Genomic DNA, 15,294 nt, shown 5'->3' with positions numbered 1-15,294 from the left:
TCGGCAGGGGCCGTCGCCGTCACTTTGATATGGGCATCAGATCCCGAGCACAAGGCGCGCCGGGTCTTCCAGGGATTCCTTGATGGACACGAGGGTGAGCACCGCTTCCTTGCCGTCGATGATGCGGTGGTCATAGGTGAGCGCGATGTACATCATGGGGCGCGCCACCACCTGGCCGTCCACCACCACCGCCCGGTCCTTGGTGGCGTGCATGCCGAGGATCGCGCTCTGGGGCGGATTGATGATGGGCGTGGACATCAGCGAGCCGAACACGCCGCCATTGGTGATGGTGAAGGTGCCGCCGGTGAGTTCCTCGATGCCGATCTTGCCGTCGCGGGCGCGCGCGGCCATGTCGCCCAGGGTCTTCTCCACGTCGGCGAAGCTCATCTGGTCCGCGTCGCGCAGCACCGGGGTCACCAGGCCCTTGGGCGTGGAGACCGCGACGCTGATGTCCCAGTAGTCGTGGTAAACGATGTCGTTGCCTTCCACGGAGGCGTTCACCACCGGGTACTTCTTGAGGGCCTCGACGGCGGCCTTGACGAAGAAGGACATGAAGCCGAGCTTCACGCCATGCTCCTTCTCGAACTTGTCCTTGTACTTGGCGCGCAGCGCCATCACCGCCGAGAGGTCCACCTCGTTGAACGAGGTGAGCATCACGGTGCTGGTCTGGGACTGGGTCAGGCGCTCGGCGATGCGGGCACGCATGCGCGTCATGGGCACGCGGCGGTCCTCGCGGGCGCCGCTACGTGCCGGAGCGCGCGCCGCAGGCGAGGCGGCAGGGGCCGGAGCGGAAGGCTGCGCGCCGCCGCGGTTCGCCATGTAGTCCAGCACGTCGCCCTTGGTGAGGCGGCCGTCACGGGCCGTGCCCCTGATCTGGGACGGGTCCAGCTTGTTCTCTTCGACGAGGCGGCGCACCGAGGGGCTGAGGGGCATGTCGGCGCCACCGGCAGGTGCGCTGGCCTGAGCCGGAGCGGCAGCAGGTGCCGGGGCAGGAGCGGGTGCGGGCGCGGCCTTGGCGGCAGGCGCCGCGGCGGCACCGGCTCCCTCTTCCAGGATCGCGAGCACCTGGCCCGCGCCGACGGTGGTGCCGTCCTTGACGCGGATCTCCTTGAGCACGCCCGACACCGGCGCCGGGACTTCCAGCACCACCTTGTCGGTCTCGATGTCCACCAGGTTCTCGTCGCGGTTCACCGCATCGCCGGGCTTCTTGTGCCAGCTGACGAGGGTCGCGTCCTGCACGGACTCGGGCAGCTGGGGGACCTTTACTTCGATGCTCATGCCTTCTCCGTCAAGATTTTATTAGGCTTGGTCTTGTCTTTGGCCGCGGCGCCCTGCTTCGCCTCATTGGCGGTGCCGAGCGCGTCCTGGATCAGCGCTTTCTGCTGCTGCACGTGCAGCTGCATGTATCCCGCGGCGGTGGACGCGGCGTGCGGCCGGCCGGCATATCGCAGCTCGTGCTTCTGCTTGAGCGGCTCCTGCAGGCGGTGGCGGATCTGGTACCAGGCGCCCTGGTTGCCGGGCTCCTCCTGGCACCAAACGATGTCGCGGGCGTTCGGGTAGCCGGCCAGCACTTCGGCGTACTCCGCCTGCGGGAAGGGATAGAGCTGCTCGATGCGCACGATGGCGGTGTCGTCGAGGCCCGCGGCGTGGCGCGCCTCGATGAGGTCGTAGTAGACCTTGCCGGAGCAGAACACCACGCGCTGCACCTTGGCGGCCTTGATGTCCCCGGCCTCTGGGATGAGCGGCTGGAAGCCGCCGCCCGAGAGGTCGGCGAGCGCCGAGACCGAAAGCTTGTGGCGCAGCAAGCTCTTGGGCGTCATCACCACCAGCGGCTTGCGGAAAGGCCTGAGCGCCTGGCGGCGGATCATGTGGAACATCTGGGCGGGATTCGAGGGCACGCATACCTGCATGTTGTGCTCGGCGCAGAGCTGCAGGTATCGCTCCAGGCGCGCCGAGGAATGCTCGGGGCCCTGGCCCTCGTAGCCGTGGGGCAGGAACAGGGTGAGCCCGCACAGCCGCCCCCACTTGGCCTCGCCCGCGGCCATGAACTGGTCGATCACCACCTGCGCGCCGTTCGCGAAGTCGCCGAACTGCGCCTCCCATATCACCAGCGCGTCCGGGTCGGCGGTGCTGTAGCCGTACTCGAAGCCCATCACCGCCTCTTCCGAGAGCAGCGAATCCACCACCGTGAAGTGCTTCTGCGCGGGCGCGATGTGCTGCAACGGCGTGTAGGTGCTGTAGTCCTTCTGGTTGTGCAGCACCGCGTGGCGGTGGAAGAAGGTGCCGCGGCCGCTGTCCTGGCCGGTGAGGCGCACCGCGCAGCCCTCGCTGACGAGGCTGGCGTAGGCCAGGGTCTCGGCGAAGCCCCAATCCATCGGCAGCTCGCCCGCCGCCATCTTGCGGCGGTCGTCATAGATCTTGGCGACGCGCGGATGCAGCTCCACACCGGCGGGGACCGCGTTCATGGCCTCCATCAGCGGCTGCATGCGCTTCTTGTCGATCTTCGTCTCGAACGGCTCGCTGATGCTGCGATTCTGGAAGCGCGACCAGTCGACGCTGAACTCGTTCGCCACGTAGGGCGTGATGCCCGGCGCCACCAGCTTGCCGGCATCCAGGTCCTTGCGGTACTGCTCGGTGAGCGCGGCGGCCGCGGCAGCGTCGAGCACGCCCGACCCCGCCAGCGACGCGGCGTAGAGCGCGCGCGGCGTGGCGTGGCTCTTGATGTGCTGGTACATGACCGGCTGGGTGGCCGAGGGCTCGTCGGCCTCGTTGTGGCCGTGGCGGCGGTAGCACACGAGGTCGATGAACACGTCCTTGTGGAAGGTCTGGCGGTAGTCGAGCGCGAGGCGCGAGACGAAGATCACCGCCTCCGGGTCGTCGCCGTTGACGTGGAACACCGGCGCCTCGAGCATCTTGGCGAGGTCGGTGCAGTACTGCGTCGAGCGCGAGTCGCGCGGGTCGCTGATGGTGAAGCCGACCTGGTTGTTGAGCACCACGTGGTAGGTGCCGCCGGTGCTGAAGCCGCGGGTCTGGGAGAACTGCAGCGTCTCCATGCCCACGCCCTGCCCCGCGAAGGCGGCGTCGCCGTGCACCAGCACCGGCAGGATCTTCTCGCCCTTCACGTCGTCACGGCGATCCTGGCGGGCGCGCACCGAGCCCTCCACCACCGGGTTCACGATCTCGAGGTGCGAGGGATTGAAGGCCAGCGCCAGGTGCACGTTGCCGCCGGGCGTCTTGATGTCGGAGGAGAAGCCCATGTGGTATTTCACGTCGCCGGAGCCGTCGCCTTCCTTGTGCTCGTGCACGCCCTCGAACTCGAGGAACAGCTCCTTGGGGGACTTGCCCAGGAGGTTGATGAGCACGTTGAGGCGGCCGCGGTGGGCCATGCCCACCACGATCTCCTGGATGCCGGCGGCGCCGCCCTTCTGCACCACGTCGTGCAGCAGCGGCATGAGCGAGTCGCCGCCCTCCAGCGAGAAGCGCTTCTGCCCCACGTACTTGGTGTGCAGGTACTTCTCGAGGCCTTCGGCGGCGGTCAGGTTGCGCAGCACCGTGAGGCGCTCGTCAGCGCTCAGCGCCGCGCGCGCGCGGCTGCCCTCGATGCGGCTCTTGAGCCAGAGCCGCTCTTCGGCGTTGGTCACGTGCATGAACTCGAAGCCGATGGTGCCGCAGTAGACCTGCTGCATCATCTGCCAGATGTCCTTGAGCGGCTGGCGGTCCGGACCGGTGAGGGAGACGGTGCTGAACACGGTCGCCATGTCGGCCTGGCTCAGGCCATGGAACTCGAGCTCGAGGTCCGGCGCGCTGGCGGGCTCCGTGAGGCCCAGTGGGTCCAGCTTCGCGTGCAGGTGGCCGCGGCCGCGGTAGGCCTCTATCAGCCGGATCACCGCCGCCTGCTTCTCCGCCGCCAGCGGATCCAGGCCGCCGCCTGCGGCAGCGGCACGCGGCGCATGGGCGCGAGACAGGAGTTCGGCCTCGATGGGGCCGCGGGCGGTCTCGCGCGCGCCGGACTGCAGGCCGCGGAAATAGTCGGCCCAGGCCTGCGGCACGGACACCGGGTCCTGCAGGTATTGCTCGTAGAGGGCTTCGACGTAGGGGGCGTTGCCGCCGGAGAGAGGCGTGGTGTTCAGGCGCGCTTGCAGTGATTCGCTCATTTTCGCCATTCAGTTCAGCGGACGGCCAGCGGATGACGCGCCCGCGACGACTATGAAAATGGCAACGTATTCAAGAGACTTACGGCAATCTCCCTAAGAGATACCCGCTCAGGCCGCAGTTGGATAGTGTAGCCCAATGGACCTTGCCTAGGAAAGGCGCGGCGTGCCCCGCGCGGGAAACCCCGGGGATTTCAGCCAAACCAGAGGAAGGGGCGGTCCCAGAACCACAGGGTGGTGAGCCACTTCTCGCCGCGGATCACCGGCAGGCCGGCGTGCAGCGTGTCGGGGTTCGGCTTGCCGCCGGCATCGCAGTTCAGGAACTTCACCGCCTTGCCCCGTTCGGGGTCCACCTTCACCGCGAGGCGCGGGAAGTCGGTGCCGCCGCCCTCCTCCACGTCGTTGAGGTAGACGAACACGGTGGCGAGGCGCTGCGCCTCATGCTGGTCGTCACTGTAGTAGTCGTAGTGCGGCCGGTACTCCTGGCCGGGGCCGTAGCGCAGCACGCCCAGGGGCTCCGCGTGCCCGGCCGGCAGCCCGGCGATGCGGGCGATGCGCCGCAGCGCCAGATAGACCGGCGCGTCGTACATGGAGGGCTGGAAGTGCATGGAGTGGCTGGTGCGCAGTTCCGACTGCACCGCCGCGCCGGTATGGGGATCCACCACGCCGGAGGGGGCCAGCCTGGGTGCCGCCACGTTGATGAGGTGATCTTCCAGATATTCATCCAGGGCCGCCCGGTGCTCCGACATGAACGCCACTTCCCGCACCGGCCTGGGCTCCGGCAGTTCCGGTAAGGGACAAGGCTCCAGTTCCCCCATGTCCTGGGATGCGGAAGCCGGCGCCGCGCCCGGAGGACGCATCCCGGCGAGGCGCGCGCGGGCGAGATAGATGCCCGCCTGGGCGGCGGCGGCGAACCAATAGGATGCGGCGGCAGGATCCGCCGCCACGCCGTGGCCGCGGTGCAGGCGCAGGCCATAGCTGTACTGCGCCAGGGGATCGCCAGCCTCGGCGGCGAGGCGGAAACAATGTGTGGCGAGCGCAGGCCAGCGGCCGGCATCGCCGGCGGCGTGGTAGACCTGAGCCAGGGAGCGCAGCGCCGGCTTGTGGCCCGCGCGCGCGGCAGCGACGAGGTGCCGTTGCGCAGCGGCCTCGTCGCGGGCAGTGCCGAGGCCATGGAACAGGAGGTTCGCCAGGTTGTAGTGGGCTTCCTTGAGCCCGTCCTGGGCAGCGGCGGCGAACAGCGCCGCGGCGCGGCGCATGTCCAGCGCTACGCCCATGCCGTTCAGGCACATCACGCCCAGGAGGTTCTGGGCCTCGCCGTCGCTCGCCTCCGCGGCGCGCGCCAGCAGCGGCTCCGCCTCGGCATAGCGGCGCTGGGTGAACGCGGCGGCGCCCTGCTGGAACAGCTGGCGCGCATCGGCTTTGGCGCTTGGCTCGCTCATGCTCCCCTGCCGGCCCCTTGCCCTAAATCAGGCGTGACACTCCTTGATATAGTATGCCAACACCGCCGCCCAGAGCAGCCGGCATGGCCCTCGACGTCACCGCGGACGACATCGCCCGCAACCCCGCCTGGCACCTGTATGACATCGACATGCAGCGCGGCGAGCTGCATTTCCTGGAGGCGACACCCGAGACCTTCCGCATCTCGGCGTTCCTGGACAACCGCATCGCCTACACCGGCGACCGCCTGCACGGCTTCCCGCTGGACACGGTGGCCCGCGCCGTCGCGGCCCAGCCGGCGCCGGAACATGATCCCGCCTTCCTGTTCCATTCCTCCTTCTGCTGCTCATCACTGCTGGCGCGTTCGCTGCAGCTGGAGGGACGCGTACTGGCCCTCCGGGAACCCTGGGTGCTGCGCCGCATCGCGGACCTCAAGCGCGGCGTACAGGCCCGCGGCCAGGCCTGGTACCCGCAGGGGCCGCAGCTGCTCGACCTCGCGCTCAGGCTGCTGGCCAAGACCTGGCAGCCCTCCGAGTCGGTGCTCATCAAGCCGACCCACGTGGCCCACAACCTGGCGGCTGAGGCCCTGGAGTTGCGCCCGCGCGCGAAGGGCCTGTTGCTGCATTCGGACCTGGAGACCTTCCTGGTCTCCAACCTCAAGAAGACCGAGGACACCAAGCAGAAGACGCCGGCCCTGCTCCGGCTCTTCGACCAGGACACGGGTTACGCGCGACGCTTCCCCGCGCTCGCCCTGGACCGCCTGGACTACCTGCAGTCCCTCGTGGTGATCTGGCATGCGCAGATGCTGAAGTTCCAGGAGTTGCTTGCCTCGGCCGCAGGAGCGAGGCTGAGGAGCCTCGACAGCGCCCGGCTGCTGGCGGAACCTGCCGCCATGGTGCAGGCCGCCGCCGGCTTCCTGGAGCTGCCGCTCACGGCTGCCGACGCGGAGGCGTCAGTGGCGGGGCCGGTGTGGAACACCCACGCCAAGGATCCTTTCTCCGCCTATGACAGCGCCCAGCGCGATGCGGAAGGCCGTGACATCGTCGCGCGCCACGGCCCGGAACTCCGCGCCGCCCTGCTCTGGTCGGAGACGCTGTTCCGGGCGGCTTCCCCGGGATTGGCCGGGGAACAGGCCCTCACGCCCTGAAAATCGCATGGATGTGCAAGAATACCCATCTTTTACCAACGCCTGAAGGCGCAATCAGTGAACCAGCCCGCCTCCGAAGCCGCTTGGCAGATACAGACGCTCGCCGACAGCGCCAGACAACTGGCCGAGCGTGGCGACCTGCATGAAGCAGAGAAGATATACCGCCAGATCCTGGAGGCCGCGCCCTACCATGTGCGTGCGCTCAATTTCCTGGCGGTGCAGGCGCTCGGGCGCGGAGAACTGAATCAGAGCCAGGCTTACCTGGAACAGGCTCTGCGCGCGGCGCCTGACCGCGCGATCCTGCACCAGAACCTCGGCTTGGTGCTCAAGGAACGCGGCGACTTGCAGCAGGCGCTCACCTGCCTCGACCGCGCCCTCGCGCTCAAGCCGGATCACAAGACCGCCGCCATGCATAAGGGCGTGGTGCTGGAGGAGTTGGGGCGGAAGGATGAAGCCTTGGCGGCATACTGGCAGGCATGGCGCCAATTCCCGAACCCGGACGCGGTGCTGCGCAACGACGATGCGAGTTCCCCCACCCGCCGGTTGGTGATGCACGCGGCTGCGAGCCTCAGCAAGGCGCAACTGATGCTCATCGAGGCCGAACTGGCTCCGGTGCTCGAACGCCACGGCCCTGAAGCCTTGGTGCGGGTTCGCGAAGCGGCGGAGATCTACGCCGGCATCCGTCCTCCACAGCACCAGCATTCGCTGCAACAGCCGGCGTACATCTACATGCCGGGTGTGCCGCCACGCGCCTTCTTCGACCGGACCGAGTTCCCGTGGGTACCGGAGCTGGAAGCGGCGACCGGCGCGATACGCCAGGAACTCGAGGCGGCGATGGTCTCTGGGCAAGGCATGGCGCCGTACGTGCAGATACCCCAAGGCACTCCTCCGCAGCAGTGGGCCGCACTGAACGGGTCCGCCGCCTGGACCTCCTTCCATATATACAAGGCCGGACAGCGCGTCGAGGCGAACGCCGCACGCTGTCCCGCCACCCTGAAAGCACTGGCCGCCGTGCCTTCGCCTGCGATACCGGGGCATGCTCCGGAGGCGCTGTTCTCCATCCTGCAACCGGGCGCGCACATCCCGCCGCATTTCGGGCTCGCCAACTACAAACTGGTGGTCCACCTCCCCCTGATCGTGCCTCCCGACTGCGCCATCCGCGTGGGTCACGAGACCCGCGGCTGGAAGGAGGGCGAGTGCCTCATATTCGACGACAGCTTCCAGCACGAAGCGTGGAACCGAAGCCCGGACACCCGTGCCGTGCTCATCCTGGACCTATGGAACCCGGCGGTGACGGCAGCGGAACGTGAGGGCATCACCGCGCTGGTGGCCGGCATCACGGCTTTCAACCGCAGCTACGGCGGCGCGACCTGAAGTCCAGCGCAAGAGCCGCGGCATGATCGCGACATCGAAGTTCCTGTTCATCCACGTGCACAAGACCGGCGGGCAGTTCGTGAACCGCCTGCTGCTCGCTCACCTGCCCGGTGCGCGCATGATCGGTTATCACCTGCCGCGCAGCGAGGCGCCGGCGGAGCTGAAGGCCTTGCCTGCCTTCGCCTTCATCCGCAATCCCTGGGACTGGTATGTGTCCTGGTACGCCTTCAACCTGGCGAATCCGCAGCGTAACCCTATCTTCCGCGCCGTCTCGGAGCAGGGCCGAGCGGACTTCCACGACACCATCCACAACCTGCTGCACCTCGGCCACCCGCTGCAAGCGGCGATGCGCGAGGAGATCGCGCAGTCGCTGCCCGAGAGCCGCGAAGGAAACCAGGGCAGCGGCATCACGCGCGCCGTGATGCGCGGCTTCACCGACCCCGATGCCGGTTATCTCACTTGGCTCACACGGTATCTCTGCTTCGTCGGCGGCTCCCCCACCGGCCTGCGCATGGGGCGCATGGAGCAGCTCCGGGAGGAGCTACCCGGCCTGTTGGAGAGCTGCGGCACCACGGTGACGCCGGAACTCTCGCGAGCCATCGCCGAGGCACCGGCGGTCAACGCCTCGCCGCGGCGTGACTACCGCAACTACTACGATGGGGAACTGAAGGAACTGGTGGCGGAGCGGGACTGGGCCATCATCGAGAGCTACGGTTACGGATTCTGATAGCTAGAGGCGATAGGCCCATCTTGGGTCTTGCATCTAGTCCATCACCTGCGCGCCGGCCGGCCGCGTACCCGAGAGCCGCGCGAACAACTCCGGTTCCTCCATGCCTTCCGCCTCCCCCGCCGCATCCACGCGCGCGACCGCTTCCGGCGACGGAAAGACGTCGAAGATGAGGTGCACCCGCGCTTCGTCGGGATGATCATTCACTACCGCATGGGGCGCGAGGTTGTTCAGCGTCCAGACCTCGCCTGCTGCCATGCGGAAGAAACGCCCGTTGCAGTAGAGGCGCACCTGCGGGTTGGTGAACACCGGCAGGTGCACGCGGAAGGAGTGGACGAAATAGTCGTTCTCCACGTCCATGTGGGGATAGACGATGCCGCGGGGACGTAGCGCAGCGAGGAGGCACTTGCCTGGCACGCCCGGCAGGAGGCCGTAGAGCAGCTCGCGGATGTAGGGGCAGGCCGCCAGGGCCGGCTGTTCTGGGTCTTCCGGAATGCCCAATGCCGGTGCATGGCCCTTGAGGAACAACGACTGGGTCTCGCGGTGCACCGGTGCGCGTACGTTGCCCCACAGTTCCGCCGGCAGCGCCGCCACCTCACGCTGCAAGCGTGCGCTGTCCACCGGCAGCGGCAGCCTGCGGCAGGTGGTGACGTGTGCTCGCTTGTCGAAGCCAAGGTCCATACGCGAAGTGTACCGTGGGACATCCCTCCCCGGTACAATGGCCCGCATGCGTCTCCCCGCCCCTTTCATCAAGCTTCCGCTGCGCTTCGACGTGGCCCGCCTCAAGGCCGAGGTGGACCGCATCCCGGAGAGCGAGTGGCGGGCCCATCCCCAGGGCTTCGCCGGGAACTCGGCGCTGGTGCTGGTCTCCCACCGCGGCGGTGAGAACGACGATACCCACGGCGCCATGGCACCCGCCCCGCGTCTGGCCCAGTGCGATTACCTGCGCCAGGTGATGGCGAGCTTCCAGACCGTGCTGGGCCGTTCGCGCCTGATGCGCCTGGAACCGGGTGCAGAGGTGACGCCCCATACCGACATCGACTTCTACTGGCGCGACCGCATCCGCATCCATGTACCGATCGTCACGGACCCCAGCGTGCGCTTCAACTGCGATGGGGTCGAAATCCACATGGGCGAGGGTGAGGCGTGGATCTTCGACAATTGGCGTCCGCACTATGTGGTCAACCGCAGCGGCATCCGCCGCGTGCACCTGGTGATGGATACGGTAGGCAGCGCCGCCTTCTGGCAGCTCGCGTCCACCGGTGCGGTGACCTCCGCGGCGGCGCAGTTGCCGACCCAGCCGGTGGAATACCGGGAAGGCGCCGACGCGCCTCTCCTGTTCGAGTCCCATGCCCCAGAGCCGCTGGCGCACCCCGCCGCGGTCAAGGGCACGATGCATGAACTGGTAGGCGACCTGCGGAGCGCCCCAGCCCGCACTGCCCAACACGCCGGCCTCGAGAACGCCATGCTGGACTTCGCCAACGAATGGCAGGCGCTGTGGGCGCGCTTCGGCGGTGAACCGCGCCATCATGCCCATTACGCCGTGCTCATCGAGGATACGTTGAAGCGCGCCGGCCAGCTCGGTGCCGGACTGCGCTTGCCGAGCAACAGCACCCAGGTGAACGTGGTACTGCAGAAGTTCCTGTCCGGCATGTTCGAAGGTTTCCAGGCCTGGCTCGCCGCCGCGCCGGTGCCGGCATTCACGCGGCCGGTGATCGTCGTGGCTGCGCCGCGCAGCGGCAGCACGCTGCTGTTCGAGACCCTCGCCCGCATCCCCGGGTTGTGGAATCTAGGCGATGAGAGCCATGCGGAGATCGAGAGTATCGCCGCACTCTCGCCCCGAAACCGCGGTTTCGCCTCCAACTCGCTCACCGGGGAGGATGCCACGCCCGATAACCGCGATGGTGTCCTCAGGAACTTCACTTTGCAGCTGCGCGACCACCAGGGGCGCCGCTGGCTGACACTGGACGAGCCTCCACCGGGCGTGCGCCTCCTGGAGAAGACGCCGAAGAACGCGCTGCGCATCCCATTCCTGAAGGAGCTGTTCCCGGACGCGGTGTTCCTGTTCATACACCGCAGTGCCGCGGAGAACCTGGGCAGCATGCTGGATGCATGGCAGTCGGGCCGCTTCGTCACTTATCCGGACCTGCCTGACTGGCCGGGCCCGCCCTGGTCCCTGCTGTTGCCGCACGGCTGGCGCGAACTGCGCGGCAGGCCGCCCGCGGACGTAGTAGCCGCGCAATGGCGCGCGGCGAACCAAGCCATAGTCGATGAACTATCCAAACTCCCGCGGGAACGCTGGCGAGTGCTGGACTACGCCGAGCTGGTGCGTGATCCCGCCGGCGTGGTGCAGCGTGCCGCCGCCTTCATCGGCCTGCCGCCTCCGGCGGAACTACAGCGCTCCCTCGCGGGAGGCCTGCCGCCCTCGCGTTATACGCTGAGCGCGCCCATGCCGGACAAGTGGCGCCGGCATGAGCAAGCACTCAAGCCAGTGCTGGAGGGCCTCGGTGCCCTGCAGTCGCAGCTGTGCTCATTGGACAACCGGCTGTGAGCGAGGTCTCCACGGCGCAGCTGTTCAACGCGGCAGTCGATGCCTATGAGAGGGGCGATGCCGCGGGCGCATTCGGCATGGCTGAAGACCTGTTGCGCCGCGAGCCGGAGCACGTCGGCGCCCTATACATGACCGGCCGCCTATTGCTTGACCAGGGCGCCGCCGGGCGGGCTCTGCCGCGCCTTGAAGCCGCGGTCCGCCGCTGGCCCCGCGACGGCGGCCTGCTCGAGACACTGGGCAACGCGTATTTCCAATCCCAGCGCTGGCATGAAGCGATCTCCTCCTATCAAGCCGCACAGCAGGCGGGACGCCATGACCCGAACCTGCTGAACAGCCTCGGCCTCGCACTCAAGGAGATGGGTGACGTCGACGGAGCGATCGCCGCTTACAACGAAGCGATACGCATCGCCCCCGCCGAGGCGGTGGTGCACAACAACCTGGCGATAGCCCTGAATCGCAAGCATGACTATGTAGGCGCGATCGATGCCTATCGTCGCTCGACCGAACTCGACCCTGGCAATGCGGATGTCTGGTCGAACCTCGCCACTCTCTATGAACAGACCAACCTCCTGGACGAAGCTGAATGGGCCCTATCCAGAGGTTTCGGGACCGATCCGCGGCAGGAGAACCTGCACCTCGTGGCGGCCCGTTGCGAACGGCGTCGCGGAGAGTACGCCGGATCGGCGGCGCGGCTTGAAGCACAGCTCAAGCGCGATGACCTTAGCCCTGTGGTGCGGCGCTCCATGGAATTCGAGCTGGGCCGTGACTATGACCAGCTAGGCCGCGAAGATGACGCCTATGCGCACTTCATGGCGGGTAATGCCTTGAGCAAGGAGGTCTGGCCTCATCTGCGAAGCGGCGCCGACGAGTTCGTCAGCTCCCTGCAGAAGAGCCTGATGTTCTTCAGCGGCGCCACACCCCGCGGCTGGCCGAAGCCCCCGCTCGAAGACCGCCGGAGCCCGGTGTTCCTGGTCGGTTTCCCGCGATCGGGGACCACCTTGCTGGATACGATGCTGGACGCGCACCCCGGCATCAACGTACTCGAGGAAGAACCGATCATCGACAAGGTGCTGGAGCAGGTGCGTCGTCTCCCAGGCGGGTATCCGCAGGCCCTGGCTGCGCTCACGCCGGACCAGATAAGGGATCTGCGCGCCGCCTACTGGCAGGAGGCCGACAAACTGCTAGGGCCGGTCGCGCATGACATGCTGGTGGTGGACAAGAACCCTTTCTATTCGGCGCATGCGGCCTTCATCCAGCTCCTGTTCCCGGGCGCCCGCTTCATATTTGCGCTGCGCCATCCGTGCGATGTGGCCCTGTCTTGTTTCATGCAGGCTTTCGGCAACAATCCGGCGTTGGACAATTTCCGGGACCTGGAAAATACCGCGCTGACGTATAGCTGCGTCATGGACCTGTGGATCCACTTTCGTGATGCGCTGCCCCTCGAGGTGCATGAACTCCGCTATGAGGCGCTTATCGCCGACAAAGACGCTGAGCTGCGGCGGCTGCTGGCTTTCCTGGGATTGGGATGGGAAGAGGCCATGCAGGACCATATCCAGCATGCGAAGAAGCGTGGCCGCATCTACACTCCGAGCTATCATCAGGTCGTCCAGCCCGTCTATGCCGATGCGGTCGAGCGCTGGCGCCGCTACCGCTCGCAGCTGGAGAGGGTGCTTCCGGTCCTCAGGCCCTACATCGAGCGTTTCGGCTACGAGGCCTGAGGCGGCTAGGCCGCCGGCTCGAGTTTGTAAGCCAGGGTATAGCGCGGCGCGTAGCAGGCCCGGTTGGGCGGCCGGCCCGCATGCAGGATGGTGCCATCGAAGATCACCAGGCGCCCCGGCCGCGGGCTCACCACCGCTGCCGCGTCCCGGTCCTTGTCGAAGAACAGTGTCTCTCCACCCCACTCCAAGTCCCATTGCGGCGCCACGTACCAGAGTGCCGTGAGGTCCTTGCCTCCCGGTTCGCAGTCGGTGTGGGTGAAAAGCATGTCGCCGTAGGCGGCATGATTGCAGTAGCAGCGGTATACCTTGTAGGCCCCGCCGGGCACCGTATCCTGGGCGGCCTGCAGGGTCGGCGCATAGACCGGCAGCTTGAGGGCGGTATCATGGGGGATGTTCAGCGCCCAGTGGCGTACCGCGGCTGTCTCGGGCCGGGCCCATTCAGTGCGGGTGAAGGCGCCATCGTCGAACATGGCGGTCAAGCGCAGGATGTCCTGCTGGGACAGGAGGCCGTCGTAGACACGCACTTCCCGACCGTCGATGAGATGCCTGCGGGATGCCTGCATGCCGCCTCCGAAGCCGTTGTTCCCCTGGATTCCGCCCTTTAATATGAATACCCCGGCACGGCATTGCAAGCCGCACGCGAAGGTCAGCCATGGCACAACCGCGCATCAACATCTTCCCGGCGTTCGCCTCGCCGATCGTGGACAGCGCCCTGCCGGATCCGGGGGCGCTCAACGCGCGCCTGCGTGAGCTGTTCCTGCGCTGGGAAGCCGACCCGGGCCGCAGGCGCAGCTCAGCTCCTACCGCCGTCATGAAGGTGGCGGTGTACGAGAGCGACTTCTCGCTGTTCGAGAACCCGGAACCGGAGATCCAGGCGCTGGCTCAGTTCTGCCTGCAGCACGTAGGCTACGTGGTGCAGCAGCTGAATGGCTACAAGATGGAAGAGATGCAGCAGCTGCGCATCCATCACCACAGCTGGTACCACCTGACGCGCCACGGCGGCTACACCGCCCAGCACAACCATCCCATGGCCTCCTGGTCTGGTGTCTACTGCGTGGACCCGGGTGACTCGGTGCCGGTTCCGGACAAGCCCAACAGCGGTGCCCTGCGTTTCTCCGAGGCCCGGACGACCGCCGGCATGTATCTGGACCCCGGCAACGCCCATTGGCAGCCGCCCTACGGCATGGGTGACATCGCCTTCAACCTGCGCGCGGGCCAGCTCCTGCTGTTCCCCTCCTACCTGATGCACGAGGTGGCGCCCTACTATGGGCAGCGCGAGCGTATCACGGTGGCATTCAATGCGTGGGTGCGCGAGGCAGGCACCGGCGGCGATGACCCGGTATTGCGGCTGCGCACCTGACCCATCGCAGATATCGGGCGCAACCCACGCTGCCACGCTGCGCCGACATAGGATCGCTTAGCGGACTCCGCTTCCCGCACCGGGCGCGTATGGGTGATATACCGCGCTCCGGCTCGTGCGAGGGCTGACGAGATCCAGGATGCCCCCTGGCACTCCGTATCCCCCGCGACACGCCGACATCCCGCATTCCTGATATCCAAGAGCCCATAAAAAAAGCGGCCCCTTTCGGGGCCGCTCAATTGACCGTTTAGACGGTTCGTTATTAGAACTTCACCGAGACACGGCCGTAGAACTCGCGGCCAGGTACACGGTAGAACGCCGGCAGGAAGCTGTTGGCGAACGCCGTCAGCGCGGTCGGCGGCTGCTTATCGAAGACGTTCCGGATACCGAACGTGAGGTCGGTGTTCCAGCTGTCCACATGGTAGCCAACCTGCCAGTCGTGGTAGATCGTCTTGCCAACGTAGTTCGACGAATCGGCCGCCGTCAGCCCCACATTGGAGCAGAGGCCATCCGCGAAGCCGGCCTTCGGGCAACCCTCGGTCATGGAGTAGATGTACTGCACATTCCACACCGCGGTGAAGTCGCCGTAGTTCCAGTTGAGGCTCAGGTTCGCCTTCTGCTTCGGGAACCCGCCGAACGCCGTCGTGGTGCCGGCCAACTCCGTGGGAGTGAAGCCGGTCGGATCGGCGCTGTTCGGCACGACCTGCACGAAGCTGCGCAGGAACGTCCAATCCAGGCCCACCTTGAAGTCGCCCACGGAGGTCGAGGGCAGCTTGTAGTGGGTCGCCAGGTCGATACCGTTGGTGGTGATGCCGCCGATATTGAC

At 67.0% G+C, this 15,294-nt stretch carries 12 protein-coding genes; 6 read left to right on the top strand and 6 right to left on the bottom strand.

Annotated features, from left to right (window positions below; all coding sequences use genetic code 11):
- Positions 1-36 precede the first annotated feature (36 nt).
- The 3 genes from odhB to VF651_10525 form a co-directional block, all read right to left on the bottom strand.
- Positions 37-1,278, bottom strand: coding sequence for a 2-oxoglutarate dehydrogenase complex dihydrolipoyllysine-residue succinyltransferase (gene odhB / locus VF651_10535; protein HEX7966141.1), 1,242 nt, complete (start codon positions 1,276-1,278; stop codon positions 37-39).
- The gene (locus VF651_10530) at positions 1,275-4,154 is read right to left on the bottom strand and encodes a 2-oxoglutarate dehydrogenase E1 component (protein ID HEX7966140.1); all 2,880 of its coding nucleotides are present in this window, start codon (positions 4,152-4,154) and stop codon (positions 1,275-1,277) included. The genes odhB and VF651_10530 overlap by 4 nt, the downstream gene beginning before the upstream one ends.
- A gap of 191 nt (positions 4,155-4,345) precedes the next feature.
- The gene (locus VF651_10525) at positions 4,346-5,593 is read right to left on the bottom strand and encodes a 2OG-Fe(II) oxygenase (protein HEX7966139.1); all 1,248 of its coding nucleotides are present in this window, start codon (positions 5,591-5,593) and stop codon (positions 4,346-4,348) included.
- An 83-nt stretch (positions 5,594-5,676) separates the two neighbouring features.
- Here VF651_10525 and VF651_10520 point away from each other — a divergent pair, with 83 nt between their 5' ends.
- Genes VF651_10520 through VF651_10510 form a run of 3 tightly spaced genes read left to right on the top strand, consistent with a single transcriptional unit; the run spans position 5,677 to position 8,839 of the window.
- The gene (locus VF651_10520) at positions 5,677-6,738 is read left to right on the top strand and encodes a hypothetical protein (protein ID HEX7966138.1); all 1,062 of its coding nucleotides are present in this window, start codon (positions 5,677-5,679) and stop codon (positions 6,736-6,738) included.
- A 57-nt stretch (positions 6,739-6,795) separates the two neighbouring features.
- Entirely contained in the window at positions 6,796-8,112 is a 1,317-nt protein-coding gene (locus VF651_10515) for an aspartyl/asparaginyl beta-hydroxylase domain-containing protein (protein HEX7966137.1), read from the top strand.
- A 22-nt stretch (positions 8,113-8,134) separates the two neighbouring features.
- Entirely contained in the window at positions 8,135-8,839 is a 705-nt protein-coding gene (locus VF651_10510) for a hypothetical protein (GenBank protein HEX7966136.1), read from the top strand.
- 36 nt (positions 8,840-8,875) lie between these two features.
- On the opposite strand, the gene VF651_10505 is transcribed toward VF651_10510, so the two are convergent.
- The gene (locus VF651_10505) at positions 8,876-9,520 is read right to left on the bottom strand and encodes an aspartyl/asparaginyl beta-hydroxylase domain-containing protein (protein HEX7966135.1); all 645 of its coding nucleotides are present in this window, start codon (positions 9,518-9,520) and stop codon (positions 8,876-8,878) included.
- A gap of 46 nt (positions 9,521-9,566) precedes the next feature.
- Between VF651_10505 and VF651_10500 the strand changes: the two genes are divergently transcribed.
- Together VF651_10500 and VF651_10495 are read left to right on the top strand one after the other, a co-directional pair.
- Positions 9,567-11,390 carry a sulfotransferase gene (locus VF651_10500; GenBank protein HEX7966134.1) on the top strand — a complete coding sequence of 608 codons (1,824 nt, stop codon included), beginning with the start codon at positions 9,567-9,569 and terminating at the stop codon, positions 11,388-11,390.
- Positions 11,387-13,108 carry a sulfotransferase gene (locus VF651_10495; GenBank protein HEX7966133.1) on the top strand — a complete coding sequence of 574 codons (1,722 nt, stop codon included), beginning with the start codon at positions 11,387-11,389 and terminating at the stop codon, positions 13,106-13,108. Before VF651_10500 ends, VF651_10495 begins: the two co-directional genes overlap by 4 nt.
- A gap of 5 nt (positions 13,109-13,113) precedes the next feature.
- Here VF651_10495 and VF651_10490 read toward each other — a convergent pair whose 3' ends face one another.
- Positions 13,114-13,671, bottom strand: a complete 558-nt coding sequence (locus VF651_10490) for a 2OG-Fe(II) oxygenase (protein ID HEX7966132.1) — start codon at positions 13,669-13,671, stop codon at positions 13,114-13,116.
- An 89-nt stretch (positions 13,672-13,760) separates the two neighbouring features.
- On the opposite strand from VF651_10490, the gene VF651_10485 reads away from it, so the two are divergent.
- Positions 13,761-14,468, top strand: coding sequence for a putative 2OG-Fe(II) oxygenase (locus tag VF651_10485; GenBank protein ID HEX7966131.1), 708 nt, complete (start codon positions 13,761-13,763; stop codon positions 14,466-14,468).
- A 262-nt stretch (positions 14,469-14,730) separates the two neighbouring features.
- Here the strand turns inward: VF651_10485 and VF651_10480 are convergent.
- The coding region (locus VF651_10480; protein HEX7966130.1) for a hypothetical protein at positions 14,731-15,294 on the bottom strand (564 nt) is incomplete at its 5' end.

Source organism: Gammaproteobacteria bacterium (assembly GCA_036383255.1).
In the GTDB taxonomy this organism is placed as follows: domain Bacteria; phylum Pseudomonadota; class Gammaproteobacteria; order Natronospirales; family REEB76; genus DASUBN01.
The sequence above is the reverse complement of the archived record's forward strand: the minus strand, read 5'-3'. Positions and strand labels throughout refer to the sequence as shown.